The following is a 14929-nucleotide window of genomic DNA, read 5'->3' on the forward strand; positions in this document are numbered from 1 at the left end:
TTAGTCCTCACGCTCAGATGAACGTTCGGCTGCCTCATCCTCAACCTCTTGTGCGATTCGCTTTCGAGCATCAGACTTCAGTTGGTCTGCATCATCCCCCTCGAAGGCGTCGCCGACAGCCGCACGGATTCCCTCTAGTGGGTCGTCGTCGACGGGGAACAACGCGATATGGCTCGGGAGTTCGACGATCCGATACTTGTCTCCGAATCGTTCACGAACGTCTTTCGGGAGGTAGATGCGTCCGCGTTCGTCTGTAGACTTCGACATAGGTGGTATGACTAGTACGTGATACGGGAACTTTCTAAAATCTTCCCACTCAATTAGCTGACACCGTGAACCAAGGTTAGTCATTTAACTCGCCCATACTGCTCTGCGCCAATCGACGCCGATCCAACACCTCTCCACAGTACTCACAGGAGCGAATGTACCAGCCTCCGGTGAGGTGGGTTTCTCGGTCAGCGGTTGGATGGTCACAGGACACAGGAACTGGTACTGTAGGCTGTCGACCGAGTGATTTCAAACTCCGAATCCAGAGACGAGCGATACGACTGTCGAGTCGCGGGAATTGACGCACTAAATAGCCCTCCGCTCCTCCGGGGGCTGATAAACTCGCCGTCGTAAATATCGAACCCGGGCTCACATTACGTGGAGAAACCCAAACAACAGTAGTCAGTTACTGGTTAGCGATGCTTCGAAGCTGTCGACGCATGTGCGAATCAATGGGGATCTGGGCACACTGATCGTCGAGACCAACCGACTGTAAGAGGAGACTTGCCTCGTCAAGCAATGAGAGTTGGAGATATGTTCCCTCCCGGTAGCCGTCGCTGGTCCGAGTCATGTCGATGATTTTCAGCGTTTCGTACTCTCGAAGTTGGTCAGTGATTCGTTTCTGTCCAAGCACAGCCATCCCGATTGCCTCAGCGAATCCACGGTAGACGCGATACATCTGTGTCGCCTTGAAATGCGAACGCTCTGTGAACTCATCAAGGGCAGCAAGAGCGGCGATTGCGACCTTTGCCTGCGTTGGACATCCGCGAATCAAATCCTGTATCCGCGTCACTTCAGCGTCGTCGTTAGCCGCGTGGACATGCTCTTCACGGACTTGGTCGGCGTCGTCGTCACGAGCGACCTCACCAGCTAAGCGAAAGAGATCGAGACCACGTCGTGCGTCGCCGTGTTCCTGCGCAGAAAAGGCCGAACAAAGTGGGATGACGGCGTCTGAGAGCACCCCATCGCGGTAGGCGTCACGTCGTCGGTCGAGTATATCGCCCAGTTGATTTGCGTCGTACGCTGGGAACACGATTTCATCAGGTGCGAACGAACTCTCAACGCGAGTGTCGAGTCGATCCCCGTATTTGAGGTCGTTGCTGATACCGACGACGGTGATGCTGGCCTCAACGTCGTTTTCTTCGCCCGCCCGAGAGAGTTGCATGAGCAGTTTACTGTCGTCAGCTTCCTCTGGAGGGACGTTTTTCCCGTCATCGGACGGTGCAAGACGGTCGATTTCGTCTAGAACAACGATAACAGCATCGTACAGGGCGTCGATTACGCTCCACAAACGGTCGTAGTAAGCCCCTGTTGCGATTCCCGAGTGGGGGATCTTGATTCCAGTTTCTGCGGGGTCGTTGAGGCTCTTGGCGAGATGAATGACTGTCTGAACTTCGGAGCGACGTTGGGCGCAATCGATAACTGCACGTCCGATCCGAACATCGTTGTTTGCAGCACGGTCCTCAACTTCGCGACTGACGTACCGAGTCACAAGCGTCTTTCCCGACCCAGATTTGCCTAAGAGGAGAGTTCCTTTCCCAGATCCACCGGTGATCGTTGGTTTGAGTCGACGAGCAACCGTCTCGATCTGACTGTTGCGACCGACGATTTTGTCGTGATCCGGGATATGGTCGATACGGAGCAGGTCTTCGTTAGCAAAAATCGGGTCCTCTTCGTCAAGGACTGAGAGTGGATCATCACGAGCGGTAGAACGAGAGTGCGCAACAGCCCCATGCTCGGCTGCATACTCACCGAGTGTTGACGGCTGTTCCGTCTGTGAAACCATATACCGAATTTCAAATGAATTCGACTTAGGTCTTTCTTGTTCAGCTGAATAGAGCAGCGAAAGACGTAGAAAGAGACCACCTAGATGTCTGCTTTCTCAGTTGTCGGTGATTTGTGGTGCTGAATAATTGCTTGAGTTACAACACCACATTTCAATTGAATTCGTCTCAAAGCACGTCTTTGACGAGTGAACTCACCACTACAATGCTAACCGAATGTTTGACTCCCTTGTCGCTTCAGTATGGACAAGACACACCCACACCGGATTTCAGATGAATTCAGCGTTCAGAAAGTAACACAAGACCCCTTCGTTCATGTGTGATCTTTCTGTGGTGACCAGATACTCTATAGACAGACTAGTAGCGAGAAATCATCTGAAAGACGGTGTTCTGTAGGTTATGCAATGAGGGGGTTTATAGAATCTCGACTTCGCTTCGAACAGAGTATATAAATCCGCATCAGAAAATCCAACCAGCACTAGTTTCTGGCTTCTCATGGCTAGACAAGTACGTCTAGCGGTGTCTGGATTGTATTATATTTCCTAATCCACAAGATACTATACTATGGAGCGTTCCTCGAACTCTGGCTCTCTGACAATACGTGAGTCGTCGGCAGCAGTATACGTTGTACGCGTTACCTCGGTCTCCGGCATCAAACAGACCCCCGTTGGAAATCTAACTCACCCACTTGTTCAGAAGAGAATTCATTCGAAATGTGGTGTGGGGGTCTGACCGACTACTGAATTCGAAAACAAGGCTACGGATTCGGTGGGAACGCAGCGTTCACGACACCCCGACCTCCCGGCAGGGTGGGAATGAACGGGGCCGGTGTCGTCGCAGCCCCCCGACGACGAAAGCACCGAACGGCGTGAGGCGCGCAGCGAGTCGCGGGGCTCGACGACGCCGGGGGCGTTCGAAGACAGGAGCATTTATGACCGATTCCTGACTCACCAAAATTGCGCACAAACAGACGATTCAACACCTCTAGCTATCGACAATGGCCACCGACGATATTTCTACTAAAAATCCCGACACAGAAATCGACGACCAATCTCCCAAATATATCGAGATCACACCGAGTGACGACACAGTCAATCCCAATACCGTCGCAAGACACTGGAAACGCCTCCACAATCTCGAATACAGCGTCGACGGCAACTGGCTCACCACGCTCTTCACCGACACCCACAAGCCCACTCTCGAATGGTTGCTCGTTAGTGATGGTGGCGCAGACCCGAGTGTCACCTACTACGTTGGCCTGACCACAGAAACTGAACCGACAGAATCTCTCGATTCACTCCTCACACAACTCGAACGGATACTCCGAGGGTTGTTCCCAGAGACCTACGAGTTCAAGCGAACACAACTCACCGAACACCCACTCGACAACGCCACCGACCCAGAAGCCTGCGCTGCAGTCGAGTTCTGTGGCGACGTCGACCGCTACGACGACTGGCAGACACAGCTGACACCACTCGCAGACTTCGCCGACGATGACACCGCCCGCGTCCCGCTCGCCGCCGTCGTCGAAACGATGGCCAATCAACCGCTCCCCGTCGTCTACCAAGCACTTGTCTATCCGTATCGTGACTGGCGTGGTGACGCCAGCTATCGGAAACACCAACTCAAGAACGGTGAGGACACCGCCACACAGCGTGCTGTTGCGACGCTGTTCGGACCCACAGACAGGGTTCCAGAGAACACGCAGATCCCCGATAGCGCAAAACCTCGCCTCGAAGAGATCGATGCCCGAGACGCTCGCCATACGTTCGTCGTAAACGCCCGCGCCGTCGCCATCGACCACGCTACCGTCGCGGATGAAAACACCTCAAGCGTAACTCCCCCAACTCCCGAAAGCGTCGCCCAGGAACTCAGCACGACACTAAGCGACGTTGGCCACACGAACTACGGTGTTACTGGCGTGGTCCGAACACCCGACTCCAAACGCAGCGCACGTGACGTACTCGACGACGTTCGAACTCAAACAGTCCACCAACCCGACTACGACACCCTCCGAACGCGACTTCCCTGGACACCGACGCGCTCGAAAGCCATCATTGCCGACCCCGAGGAACTCGGCAACTTCACCGTCCTCGATGGATCGGCACTCACCACTGCAGCAAAACGCGCCATCGACCCAACACTCGGGGAACGAACTGCACAACCACGACCCCCAGCAAGCGAACTCACACACTACCACGGAGCAGGCCTCACACTCGGCCACCCACTCACCCAGGACGGTACCCCCGACGATGACCCACTTGTCCTTCCACCATCGCTTCAACCACTCCATCTCGCATGGTTCGGGAAAACTGGCTCAGGGAAATCGACCTCGCTCATCAACGCGATGCTCGCGAACCACGAGGCCACAGACGGCGCGGACATCCTCATCGACCCGAAAGGCGACGGGATGCCCGAAGAGTATCTCCGAGCACACTACGCCGAATACGGCACCCTCGAGAACGTCTACTACTTTGACTGTGCGAACGTCCTTCCTGCGCTCTCGTTTTTCGATATTCGAGATCAACTCGATGCAGGCATCGACCGGACGACTGCCGTCGAAGACGTCGTCGACCACTACATCGAAATCCTGCAGGGCATCATGGGCAGAGACCGTTTTGAGCAAGCGGTCCGCTCACCGGATATCATTCGGTATCTCGTCAAGGCCCTGTTCGACCCAGTCCACGGCTCAGATGCCTTCAGCCATCGTGAGTTCCAGCACGTTACTGGCCGGATGCACCAGACACGCGACGCACCACCAGTGAGCGACCCTGACCTCCAAGGAATGCTCGCTGGTGTGGCATCCAACAGCCAGCGATCCTTTGACGAACTGATGCAGGGTGTCGCAAACCGTATCGAGAAGGTCCCAATCGACGACCGACTCGGGCGACTGTTCAACCACGTTCCCGAGGACGACACGGATCCGGAACTCGACTTTCGAAAACTCATCGACGAGGACGCAGTCATCCTCATCGACACAGGCGGACTCCGCCCAGAGAGTCGCCGTGCCATCACGCTCGTCCTCCTCTCGAAACTCTGGAGTGCACTCCAGCGTCGTACCCGTGAATCAGACTCGAAAGAGCATCCACTCGTCAACCTCTATCTCGAAGAAGCATCCCAAGTCGCTGCCACGGGACTGATGACCGATCTACTCGCCCAATCACGGTCGTTCGGCCTCTCAGTCACGCTTTCGATGCAGTTTCCCGCCCAACTCCGAGAGCGGTCGCGCGAAGCCTACGCGGAACTGTTGAACAACGTCTCGACGATCGTCACGGGGAACGTCGCCGTCGACCGTGACCTCACTCGTCGACTCGCCACCGCGGACATGGACGCAAAGGACGTTGGAAATCGCCTCCGGGCACTCCGTCGTGGCCAGTGGCTCGTCAGTCTCCCTGCGCCGTTCGACGAATCCGAACCACGACCGTTCCTCGTGGGGTCGGCACCACTCCCACCAGGCCACCCAGACGGAGACAACCCACTCGGACACGCAGGCCAAACCGCGTTCGATGCGGCCTTCGACGTTGTGCGTGACCGGACACGCCTCGATTACGGCCTCGAACTCTCTGCCCCCGAGGGACGCTCCAGCACGAATCTCACTACTGACGAGTTCGACAGTTCGCATCCACCATTGGACACGGCATTCCCACTCACGAATCGCCTTCCCGACGCGATTACGTACGATATCGGCGCACACGCACTCGTCTGTGAGAACTGTGAAACGAGATACGACCCAACACAACAGGGTATCCTTCGCGGGATTCAGTGCTGTCACTCACTCGCCGAGGTCGACCGAGACGATATCCCTGTCTGTGATGTGAATCTCAAGCTCTCGACTGCAGAGCGCCGTCAAAGCGAGTACACGGATCGCCAACTCGCGTTCCTCCAAGTCGTCTACAACGCTCACCAGAAGCGCTACGATACCGAGTGGGAGTACGACATCACCCGCGATAGTATGGTCCGACTCATCGAGTACGTCGGTATTGAGCGCGACGCCGTCGACGAACTCATCGATGACGGACTACTCAACGAGGACTGCACGCATCCGTACAAACTCTACACCGTTACACCGGAGGGCCGAGCCGAAATCCAAGTAGGTCACCGCGAGGGGATCGCGCACGGCGATGGCCGAGGTGACCTCAGCGAGTCGAGTCTACACGTGGCGATGGTCGAAGTGGGACGACAGTATCTCGAACAGGCGTTCGTCGAGAATCCGGAGTCGGAGGCAGTCGAGGTCGTCACCTACTACAGCGACGAGAATGACGACCACCGTCTCGACGCCGTCTGTCTCGACGAGGACGGGGAAGTTGTCGTGACCCTCGAAGCCGAACGCATCAATAACGACCGGCGTCGCGCCATCCCCGAAGACTTCGACAAGATGGCAGCGTTCGACCCCGAAGCCGCGATTTGGATTGTTCGGACGCGAGATGATGCCCACGACATCATCGAGATGCTCAACGACCCACCTGAGGGTGAGCCGCGTGTCGAAAAGACCTACAGCCGTAATTCGCCGCCGCAACGATTCAGTATCGACCAACCAGGACTGAGTGAGATTGGGACAATGCGATACGTTCGGGATACGTTGCTTCGGTAGGTGTCAGCGAGATAATGACTCTGTTTGAACCCCTAGAATATGACAGAAAACCGTGATGAATACAGAGAGTGGATACACAAAATCAATCGGCTATTCTGTTGTGCAACCGTGAAAATACCACCTAGTGAAAGACCCTACGACGACCCCAACTGGAGAGTAACCCCGTGACTGCAGCGTCAGGGATGTTAGCTTACTGGTTTTCGAGGGCGTCAAGGATACACGCGGCGGCGATCACCGCCTCTTTCGGGACGTTGCTGGCGTCGTCGATGCTGACCGTGTAGGTGTCCCGCAGCGAGAACTGCCCCTCGATGTCGCCGACGTGGTTTCCGTCGGCGTCGAATATCTCGTACTTGTTCGGAACGAAGTTCGCCACGGAGATGAGGTGTCGGAGTGCCGAGAGGACCTTGTTTTTAGATTGAATGGTCGCTAGCGGCTCTCCCGTCTCGGGGTCTCGAACCGTCCAGTTCTCCACGAACAGCGAGAAGTCCTCGTCGAGGACGACGACCTCTTCGCCGGTGCCCGCATCTCTGATGGCGTAGTTCCCTGCGACGTCCATAATGCCGCCAGCCTTCACAGTAAACGCGTCCTCGCCGTCGCCAGTTACGAACGGGAACTCCTCTTTCAGCTTGAACAGCTTCTGCTTCCCGCGCAGGACGACGTTGCCAGCGCTGTCGCGGACGACGTACTTGTTCCGGATCGCGGACTGTTTGACCTCGTAACGGTCGTCGTCGAGATCGACCGTGGAGATATCGTAGGTCCCCGACTCGAATTTGGAGGGCTCGACCATAGGTAACTCGTGAACTACATTCTGAAAACCCTTCTGTTCAGGCCGATACGTTTCAAAATGGGCGGTCCTCGAACTATTATCCCAGAAGTCTCTCTGTACTTACCACTCCTTCGACCGTCTACGAGATCGCGCGTAGGCAGTACACAGGAGTTACCCCCCGATTCTGAACTACACGGGAGGGGACTAACCGGCCTTCAAGTCACCCTCAAATTTTCAAATATTCAGGCGGCGCAAAGAGGTCTCAACGCCTTCAGCTAGCTGGGTCGTGACGTTCCTCGTCGTCCTCTCGGGAGGAAGCCTCACTAAGGGTCTGGATGTGAACAGGGTGCCGGTAGAGGAACACTCCAACGGCGACGATCCAAATTACGCCCGGCATCAACCCAGTCTGGAATGTCATCGACAGATCGGTGTACCCATGGGCTTGCACGATCGCAAAGGAGAGTGCTCCGAGACTGGCCATGGCACTCAAAATTCCCATGCCACTAAACCAGTCAAGACGAGCCGACGACTCGGAACTTGTGAAGAACGCCCCCGCGAAGAGCCCCGCTGCGATACCAAACATGAACCACTGGATACTGAAGAGTCCGCCTTCGATTTGCCGTACTGCAAAGGCCGTCTCGTAGAGCAATTCCTGTTGTTCGGGGCCCGCCGCCGCCCATCGATCAACCATGACCCCGAGGGCGACGCCGTCAACCGCGGCGAAAATGCCGTAAACGCCCACACACACCACCATCGCAGCACCACCAAGCGTCGCCCACACCCCGGAAACTCCTCTGCGGAGGCGGAAGGCCAGGGAGATGATAGCGGCACCCATCAATAGCATGCCGAGGAACTCTCCGAGGTGGTAAATTGCCCAAAGCGATTCGACCGCGTAATCCGAGAAGGCATCACGTGTATGGTGGGGCGGCGTAAACGGGTGTAAGTAGGCCGACACACTATAGACACCAAGTCCCAGAATCGCTGTCAAGGCCCCAAGATTCGAAAAATACCGTTCAGAAGGACCGACTGTCGTTATTTCTTTGTCAATTGACATCTGTAATCCACCATGCTAAGTCTCCTCATGGGGTGATAAACCTACTTTCAAGTATTCGAAGTATCCCGCAGCAGACATCGAAGCAGAGACCGTTACGGTTCAGTACATCTTGAGCGGTGTATTTCATTTATTAAGGCTCTGTTGAAACCCTCAATGGGTGATAGTTTTCCGGAGTGGTGCTGAATACAGAGCGCTTATCTCGCACAGAGATTCCGTCTACAAGGCCACGAGATTGAATACGATACATGGTATTTAAATAGATTATTCTATCCGGATTTGAATCGGGCTTCATTACGCGCCAAGCAATTTTACCGGAGAGATTTTGGTAGATGAGCCGAATAAAGTGCGTATGACTAGCGACATTTTCGACAAAGTAATCGTCCCAATTGCTGGTCCAGACGACGCAGCGAACACTGCTCGAATCGTCTATCACTATGCCCATGAAGATTCACAGGTCATTGTGGTTCACGTCATCGAGAAGGGCGAAGGAGTACCCGACAAGGCATCCGTTGACCAGCGTCAAGAGTTCGCTGAGAAGGCATATGAATCCTTTTTGGAGATATTCCCGGATGACGGGCCCACACTCGAATTCCGCACGTTATATGGACGGAACGTCGGAGAGACGATCCGAAACGCCGCTGAAGAAGAAAGTGCGACCGCAATCGCGTTCGTCCCTCGAGCCGGGAGCCGCTGGATAAAATTCCTCACCGGAGATGTCACGACTCAGCTCCTCAAAGGGAGCAAAATTCCAGTAATTGCACTCCCGAAGGAAGAAAAGAGGATGGTTTTCACCCACGAGGCGTGAACGGAGAGTATCAGAGGTAACCGTTCAGGACCAATTATGAAATGTGAGCGTTGTGGGGACGATACAAGCGTTCAGAGATACGACGTAGATGGGTTTACAGGATTTCTCTGTGAAAGCTGTGTGGAAGAATGGGACCGAATCCAAGACCAAGAGTGACCCTGCGATGAAACGATGAAGAGTCTCCCCGTAGAGCTACCGAACCGAAACGTCCATCCGTTCATCGCTTAACCGTTATAGACGTTCAATGGCCCGCACACCGAGCGTCTATGTCGATTATAGGGTAAGCGTGGCCCTTGTCGGGACCGTTCTCAAATACATCGGCATTACACCGCTGTTCCCGCTTGCTCTGGCGCTCTTTTACGGCGAAGATCCGACTCCCTTCATCACCACCAGTGTGGTCATGGTGGGCGGTGGGTTCCTCTTAGAGCGAGTTCGCAACGATGGCGAGTTGAGACACCGGGAGGCGTTCCTCTTGGTAAGTCTTGCATGGCTGGTTGTGCCGTTGGTGGGGATGGTTCCGTACCTCGTCGCCGGAACAGGCACTATTGCAAATCCCGTCAACGCCTTGTTCGAGAGCATGAGTGGGTTTACGACGACCGGTGCAACCGTTCTCGGGGAGATCTCGGTTGAGCGCCACGGGTACGCGATGCTGATGTGGCGCCAGCTCACACAATGGCTCGGTGGTATGGGTATCCTCGTGTTGATGGTCGCCATCCTGCCAGGACTATCCGTTGGGGGTGCTCAGATCATGAATCAGGAAGCACCAGGAATTTCGCTGGAGAAGCTGACACCGCGTATTCAGCATACTGCGCGGGGGCTATGGGGCATCTACGCCGGATTCACCGTTCTCGCGATTGCCGTCTATTACGGGTTGCATCTAGGTGGGTTGGCCCCGAACATGACTCTCTACAACGCGGTTGCGCATGCACTCACGACACTACCTACCGGTGGATTCTCCCCAGAGGCACGGAGCGTAGAGGCGTTCACGCCTGCGGTCCAATGGGCAGTGATGCCGTTCATGGTCGTCGCAGGGACGAACTTCGCCCTGTTCTGGTATGTATTTCGGGGAGACCCTCGCCGGTTGACTAACAATATAGAGTTCCGTGCGTACCTACTCGCCATTCTCGGCTTCGGGGCCGTTATCTCGGCAGTGCTCTTTCTCGGCGTTGGACTCGCTGAACCGCCGGCAAAGCTCGACATCGTTCCTGGAAACCTCGAAAATTCGCTCCGGCAGGGACTCTTTCAGGTGATTGCCATCGTGACGACGACCGGGTACGCGAGTATGGATTTCAATACCTGGGATGCCTCTGCACAGACGATACTGTTGTTTGCGTATTTCCTCGGTGGATCTGCGGGATCGGCAGCCGGTTCGATCAAGATTGTCCGGTGGGTTCTCGTCAAAAAGACAATCTTCCGAACGCTGTTCACCTCCGTCCATCCTGAGGCCGTCAAACCGCTACGACTCGACGAGGAAGTTGTTGACGAGCAAACTATCCGAGATGTCCTCGTGTTCATACTGCTCTTTGTGACGATATTTGCCCTCTCGACGGTGCTTCTGTATCTCGACAGCCTACGAACAGCCGGGGTGTCGTTATCTGGGCTTGAGGCGATGAGCGTCGCCATTGCTACGCTGGGGAACATTGGTCCAGGCTTCGGTGTTGTTGGTCCGATGAACAGCTTTCTGCCGTTCTCGGATGCCGCAAAACTCTACATGGTGTTTCTAATGTGGATTGGCCGCTTGGAAGTACTCTCAGTACTGGTCATCCTCACACCGACATTTTGGCGGCAGTGACGGCCACAAGTAGATGCACTACTCTCAGAACATCCTTTATCTGCCATACAACCTCTGTATCCAGCACACACGTTCTGACAGAGACTGGGTAGTTCGTTGTGGCCGTGCTGAATAGAAGGTGCATATTCAGCAAATGGTTGTATCAGGGTTTGTCCGTATCGAGGTCAAGAGAACATCGGAAGTAGCCGCTACCACAAAAAGAACGTTCTGTGGGCTCGTCTTGAGGAACCGTCCGGGTCGATTGCTCGGTAACAGGGGCAGGAGGTTTGTATGTACCGAAGTGGGATAGGTTTCTTCCATCAAGAATAATATCATTGAATAATAATAATAATAATAGACAATCGGCCGTCATTTTCGTTGCAGGTTTTCATAGGTTCGTCTGATACCTTGAACATCTCGCGTCCCAGTTGTCTCCTCAAGTAGAGTTGGTGACTGCGACGAGTCGCAAACACAGCGCCAGAAACACCTGCACTCGTGCGTGGACGCGGCCTCGGGCACATCCGCGCCCGAGGCCGTAGTCTTTGACCGCATCGTTCGTTCAACCTGTGTCCGGCGGTTATACGTTTCGTCTGAGACCGATTGCTTTAGCTGAACATCTTCGCTGTCTCCCTCGATACGATCTTCAAGAGGGGTATAGAACGGTTCTCACAGCCCCGAATTGGCAATCCGAGAAACGATAGATGCGGAGTCTGTCGTGAGCGATGTCCTCCGCGGCGAAACGAGTTCGGTATCGCTAGCCCGTCCTACTCGATGTCGTGCCCGTGCCCGACTACGTCGAGCCCGCCGTCGACGTGGAGGTTCGTCCCTGTGATATAGGATGCGCGCTCCGAAGCGAGGAACAGAACCGCCTCGGCTTGTTCTTCGGGCATGGCGTTGCGCTTCAGGATGCCAGGTCCGTCGGAACGGCGCGACGACCACTCCTGGATGATGGGTTCGGCCTCCTCGTCGTCCGCGGGGAGATGGTAATCCGTGATGGTCCACCCGGGGGAAACGGCGTTCACGCGGATGTCGTCCGCTGCGTGGTCGGCAGCCATGTCACGGGTGAGCGCCAAGAGGCCTGCCTTCGACGCGTCGTAAGGTCCCCAGCCCGAGCGGCCGACTTCCGCGTTCGCCGACGAGATGTTGACTATCGCACCGCCGCCCGTGTTAGCCATGAGGGGGACGAGATGTTTACACGCTCGCATGACTCCAGTAAGATTCACGTCGACGATTCGCTCGATCGCCGCGGTATCGACGTCGGTCAGCGGCCCTCCTTCGATCCTGATGCCGGCATTGTTCACGAGGACATCGAGACGACCGAATCGTTCCTCGACGGCGTCTCCAAGGGCAGCAACGGCCTCGCCGTCGGTGAGGTCGGTCTCGACCGCGACTGCCTCGCCGCCGTTCTCCTCGATCAACTGTACGGTTCGCTCGGCCAGTTCCCCGTCAACGTCGACCGCGACGACTGTCGCACCCGCATCCGCAAACCGGATCGCCGTGGTCTCACCGATGCCCAACGCACGGTCGGAGCGTGCGCCGGCGCCGGTCACGACTGCAATCTTATCTTCGAGTTCAGCCATGCCGAACTGGTACCCGAACAACAGTATAAAACGGATGGTTCCACGGGGGGTCGGGTGACATCACAGAAACTCCCTACATGAAAATCCATACTACACCATTGTAGGTGTAGTCTCTCCGGCTCGAAAGATAGGAAAACTCCTAGTGCTGCTGAGTGCCGACTACTGTACCGGTACTGAAGGGCTAGTTCGAGCACTTCCGGGCTGAACAACGCTCAAATGCGTGGTGAATCCACTCTCTGTATGCTGCACGCCGCTTCTAGCTACTCTCGGGGAGTTTCCTACGGTAGTGCTGAATAGAGCGCACGTATCTTGCACACTGCCTTTGCGAAAAACGGCGTCATCTAGAGTCGGCCTCGTGTTCGACATCGAGAACGACGTCGAACGTTCCTGGTTATTATCGGAGCGCGTTCGGAATCGTGAGTTCCTAGTTGCAGGCCGTTCACGGACTCGTCGTCGTGTGCGTACCGCGGATGAACTGGATCACAGCAGCGAGGAGGACGAGACAGATGACGATCATCGTACCCTGTGAGGCGGCCGCGATGGTCGATTCGACTGCGTCACCGGTTAGCAACGCGAGTATGTCTGGAATTCCACGCGTCGATCCCAGCACTCCGAGCACCGCCAGCAGACCGATTCCGTAGGCCGCCAGTCGTTGCCGATCCGTCTGTTGGTTTCCCACCATGCCCAGGATAGCGATGAGAAGGCCGAAGAAGACTGGAATGAGCGCCGTGATACTCGCAAAGTCGGAGAGAACGTAGGCAGCGACGCCCAAGACGACGAGTGCGATCCCAAGCACGATGCTCAGCAGAAATACGGACGTCCTGGAGCTCGCCATGTACGGGACCTTGTACGGGGGAGGCGTATAGGTTTCTATACGATATCTCATACTTTGATGAACTCACCCTCTCTATTCAGCACGCTATTCCTGTTACGTTCTAAGGGTTTCAACAGAGCCATTTATTAATGAGATTGCTTCACCCCGCTTCGAGATGCCTCCATGATGAATACGCGCGCTGTAGTTGGTACAATTTCATCCTTTTCTCTGTGACGCTTCTCCACCCTCCACATACCCCTCTCTGTATGTATCGAGTAACCGAATAGTGTGATTTGGGACCAAAATCTCTTTTGACTACTCTCTGGAACTTTCCTGTATGAGTGACCGTGATCTCGATGCCGTTGACCGCGGAATCATTTATCTTCTACAACAGGACGCTCGGCGTACGATCACCGATATCGCAGAGACTGTGAATGTCTCTGCCAATACCGTGCGGAATCGTATTGACCGCCTGGAGAGTCGAGGAGTCATTGAAGGATATTCTGTGGACGTCGACTTCAACAAGACACACAGTCAACACTACTATCAGTTTGTCTGTACTACCCCGGTGAGTGATCGCGAAGAAAGGGTTGAGGAAATCCTCAGTATTGATGGAATTCTGAAAGTAAGAACGTTGATGACTGGAACGCGAAACTTGCTTGTGACAGCCGTTGGAGAAACAAGTGACGAAATCACCGACATAGCCAAAGAACTCGATAGCAGAGACCACGTAGATATAGAGTTTGAGGATCTGATCCGTATCGAAAAGTGCCAACCTTTGAGCAAATATAATATTAAAAATATTACTAATTAGCCTTATATTATAAGATATTTTCTTCGAATCTAGTTGCATAATTCTCAATATATCCATCTAAGGTTGAGTTTTTTATACACCAGGAGCATAGTTAAGCGACATGGCCCACACCCAGCATCAGGCAACCCTCTCTCCAGACACTAGTGCAAGTGTGACGCTTATTCAATTGATTTCTTCCTGTGAAAATATCGATCCTGCGGCTCTCGATCCACTCTATCAAACGGTCGATACAGAGGCATTAGACGAACTCGTAGCGTCGCTCCAATCACGGGATGAGGAGTTCGCTGTTCAATTCACTTATCAAGAATATGAAGTTATAATACAGGATAACGAGATTACCGCTACTCCCGCGTCTGCCACAGCAGACACCACCGAATCATCAAGAATGCAGTTTTCCCACGCTGACGATGCGTAAGAGGGAAAAGGGGAGAAAGGTATGCCGCGGAGGATTTGTTGACGATTGACATCCTCCTCGTTGAGGACAACCCCAGCGATGCGCGTCTAGTCCGGGAAGCGTTCAAAGAGACTACTGGCAAGACGGACCTCCACCTTGTCACCAACGGCCACGACGCGATTACCTCACCCGAACAGCGACAGACGACCCTCGATCCCTCCCGGACCTCGTCCTCTTGAATCTAAATCTTCCCCACATCAACGGGTTCTAGGTCGGATGCTGTCGGGCG

At 54.8% G+C, this 14929-nt stretch carries 13 protein-coding genes and 1 pseudogene; 6 read left to right on the plus strand and 8 right to left on the minus strand.

Going from position 1 to position 14929, the window contains the following annotated elements:
- The 3 genes from LAQ74_RS11425 to LAQ74_RS11435 all read right to left on the minus strand — a co-directional run bounded on the left by LAQ74_RS11425 (window position 1) and on the right by LAQ74_RS11435 (window position 3855).
- On the minus strand, window positions 1-267 hold the full coding sequence (locus LAQ74_RS11425) for an AbrB/MazE/SpoVT family DNA-binding domain-containing protein (protein WP_224332672.1): 267 nt from the start codon (window positions 265-267) through the stop codon (window positions 1-3).
- Between the two features lie 406 nt (window positions 268-673).
- Window positions 674-2053, minus strand: coding sequence for an AAA family ATPase (locus tag LAQ74_RS11430; RefSeq protein WP_224332673.1), 1380 nt, complete (start codon window positions 2051-2053; stop codon window positions 674-676).
- A 1292-nt stretch (window positions 2054-3345) separates the two neighbouring features.
- Entirely contained in the window at window positions 3346-3855 is a 510-nt protein-coding gene (locus LAQ74_RS11435; protein WP_224332674.1) for a hypothetical protein, read from the minus strand.
- 117 nt (window positions 3856-3972) lie between these two features.
- Here LAQ74_RS11435 and LAQ74_RS11440 point away from each other — a divergent pair, with 117 nt between their 5' ends.
- The gene (locus LAQ74_RS11440) at window positions 3973-6642 is read left to right on the plus strand and encodes a type IV secretory system conjugative DNA transfer family protein (protein WP_224332675.1); all 2670 of its coding nucleotides are present in this window, start codon (window positions 3973-3975) and stop codon (window positions 6640-6642) included.
- Between the two features lie 190 nt (window positions 6643-6832).
- Here LAQ74_RS11440 and LAQ74_RS11445 read toward each other — a convergent pair whose 3' ends face one another.
- Both LAQ74_RS11445 and LAQ74_RS11450 read right to left on the minus strand, forming a co-directional pair.
- Window positions 6833-7429: an LURP-one-related/scramblase family protein gene (locus LAQ74_RS11445; protein ID WP_224332676.1), complete on the minus strand. Its 597-nt coding sequence runs from the start codon at window positions 7427-7429 to the stop codon at window positions 6833-6835.
- A 250-nt stretch (window positions 7430-7679) separates the two neighbouring features.
- Entirely contained in the window at window positions 7680-8462 is a 783-nt protein-coding gene (locus LAQ74_RS11450; RefSeq protein WP_224332677.1) for a hypothetical protein, read from the minus strand.
- Between the two features lie 349 nt (window positions 8463-8811).
- Between LAQ74_RS11450 and LAQ74_RS11455 the strand changes: the two genes are divergently transcribed.
- Both LAQ74_RS11455 and LAQ74_RS11460 read left to right on the plus strand, forming a co-directional pair.
- The gene (locus LAQ74_RS11455) at window positions 8812-9267 is read left to right on the plus strand and encodes a universal stress protein (RefSeq protein ID WP_224332678.1); all 456 of its coding nucleotides are present in this window, start codon (window positions 8812-8814) and stop codon (window positions 9265-9267) included.
- 244 nt (window positions 9268-9511) lie between these two features.
- Complete coding sequence (locus tag LAQ74_RS11460; RefSeq protein WP_224332679.1) at window positions 9512-11059, plus strand: TrkH family potassium uptake protein; 1548 nt, start codon at window positions 9512-9514, stop codon at window positions 11057-11059.
- A 415-nt stretch (window positions 11060-11474) separates the two neighbouring features.
- Here LAQ74_RS11460 and LAQ74_RS11465 read toward each other — a convergent pair.
- The 3 genes and pseudogenes from LAQ74_RS11465 to LAQ74_RS11475 all read right to left on the minus strand — a co-directional run.
- Window positions 11475-11686, minus strand: a pseudogene (locus tag LAQ74_RS11465) (IS5/IS1182 family transposase); the annotation flags it as partial.
- Window positions 11687-11802: 116 nt separating this feature from the next.
- The gene (locus tag LAQ74_RS11470; protein ID WP_224332680.1) at window positions 11803-12618 is read right to left on the minus strand and encodes an SDR family NAD(P)-dependent oxidoreductase; all 816 of its coding nucleotides are present in this window, start codon (window positions 12616-12618) and stop codon (window positions 11803-11805) included.
- Between the two features lie 439 nt (window positions 12619-13057).
- A complete protein-coding gene (locus tag LAQ74_RS11475; protein ID WP_224332681.1) occupies window positions 13058-13453 on the minus strand; it encodes a hypothetical protein in 396 nt (131 codons plus the stop codon).
- A 316-nt stretch (window positions 13454-13769) separates the two neighbouring features.
- Here LAQ74_RS11475 and LAQ74_RS11480 point away from each other — a divergent pair, with 316 nt between their 5' ends.
- The 3 genes from LAQ74_RS11480 to LAQ74_RS11490 all read left to right on the plus strand — a co-directional run bounded on the left by LAQ74_RS11480 (window position 13770) and on the right by LAQ74_RS11490 (window position 14879).
- Entirely contained in the window at window positions 13770-14246 is a 477-nt protein-coding gene (locus LAQ74_RS11480; protein ID WP_224332682.1) for an Lrp/AsnC family transcriptional regulator, read from the plus strand.
- A gap of 100 nt (window positions 14247-14346) precedes the next feature.
- Window positions 14347-14661 carry a HalOD1 output domain-containing protein gene (locus tag LAQ74_RS11485; RefSeq protein WP_224332683.1) on the plus strand — a complete coding sequence of 105 codons (315 nt, stop codon included), beginning with the start codon at window positions 14347-14349 and terminating at the stop codon, window positions 14659-14661.
- Window positions 14662-14699: 38 nt separating this feature from the next.
- Window positions 14700-14879: a response regulator gene (locus tag LAQ74_RS11490; RefSeq protein WP_224332684.1), complete on the plus strand. Its 180-nt coding sequence runs from the start codon at window positions 14700-14702 to the stop codon at window positions 14877-14879.
- The last annotated feature ends 50 nt before the right edge of the window (window positions 14880-14929 follow it).

The sequence above is a fragment of the Haloprofundus halobius genome (assembly GCF_020097835.1).
Lineage (GTDB): Archaea > Halobacteriota > Halobacteria > Halobacteriales > Haloferacaceae > Haloprofundus > Haloprofundus halobius.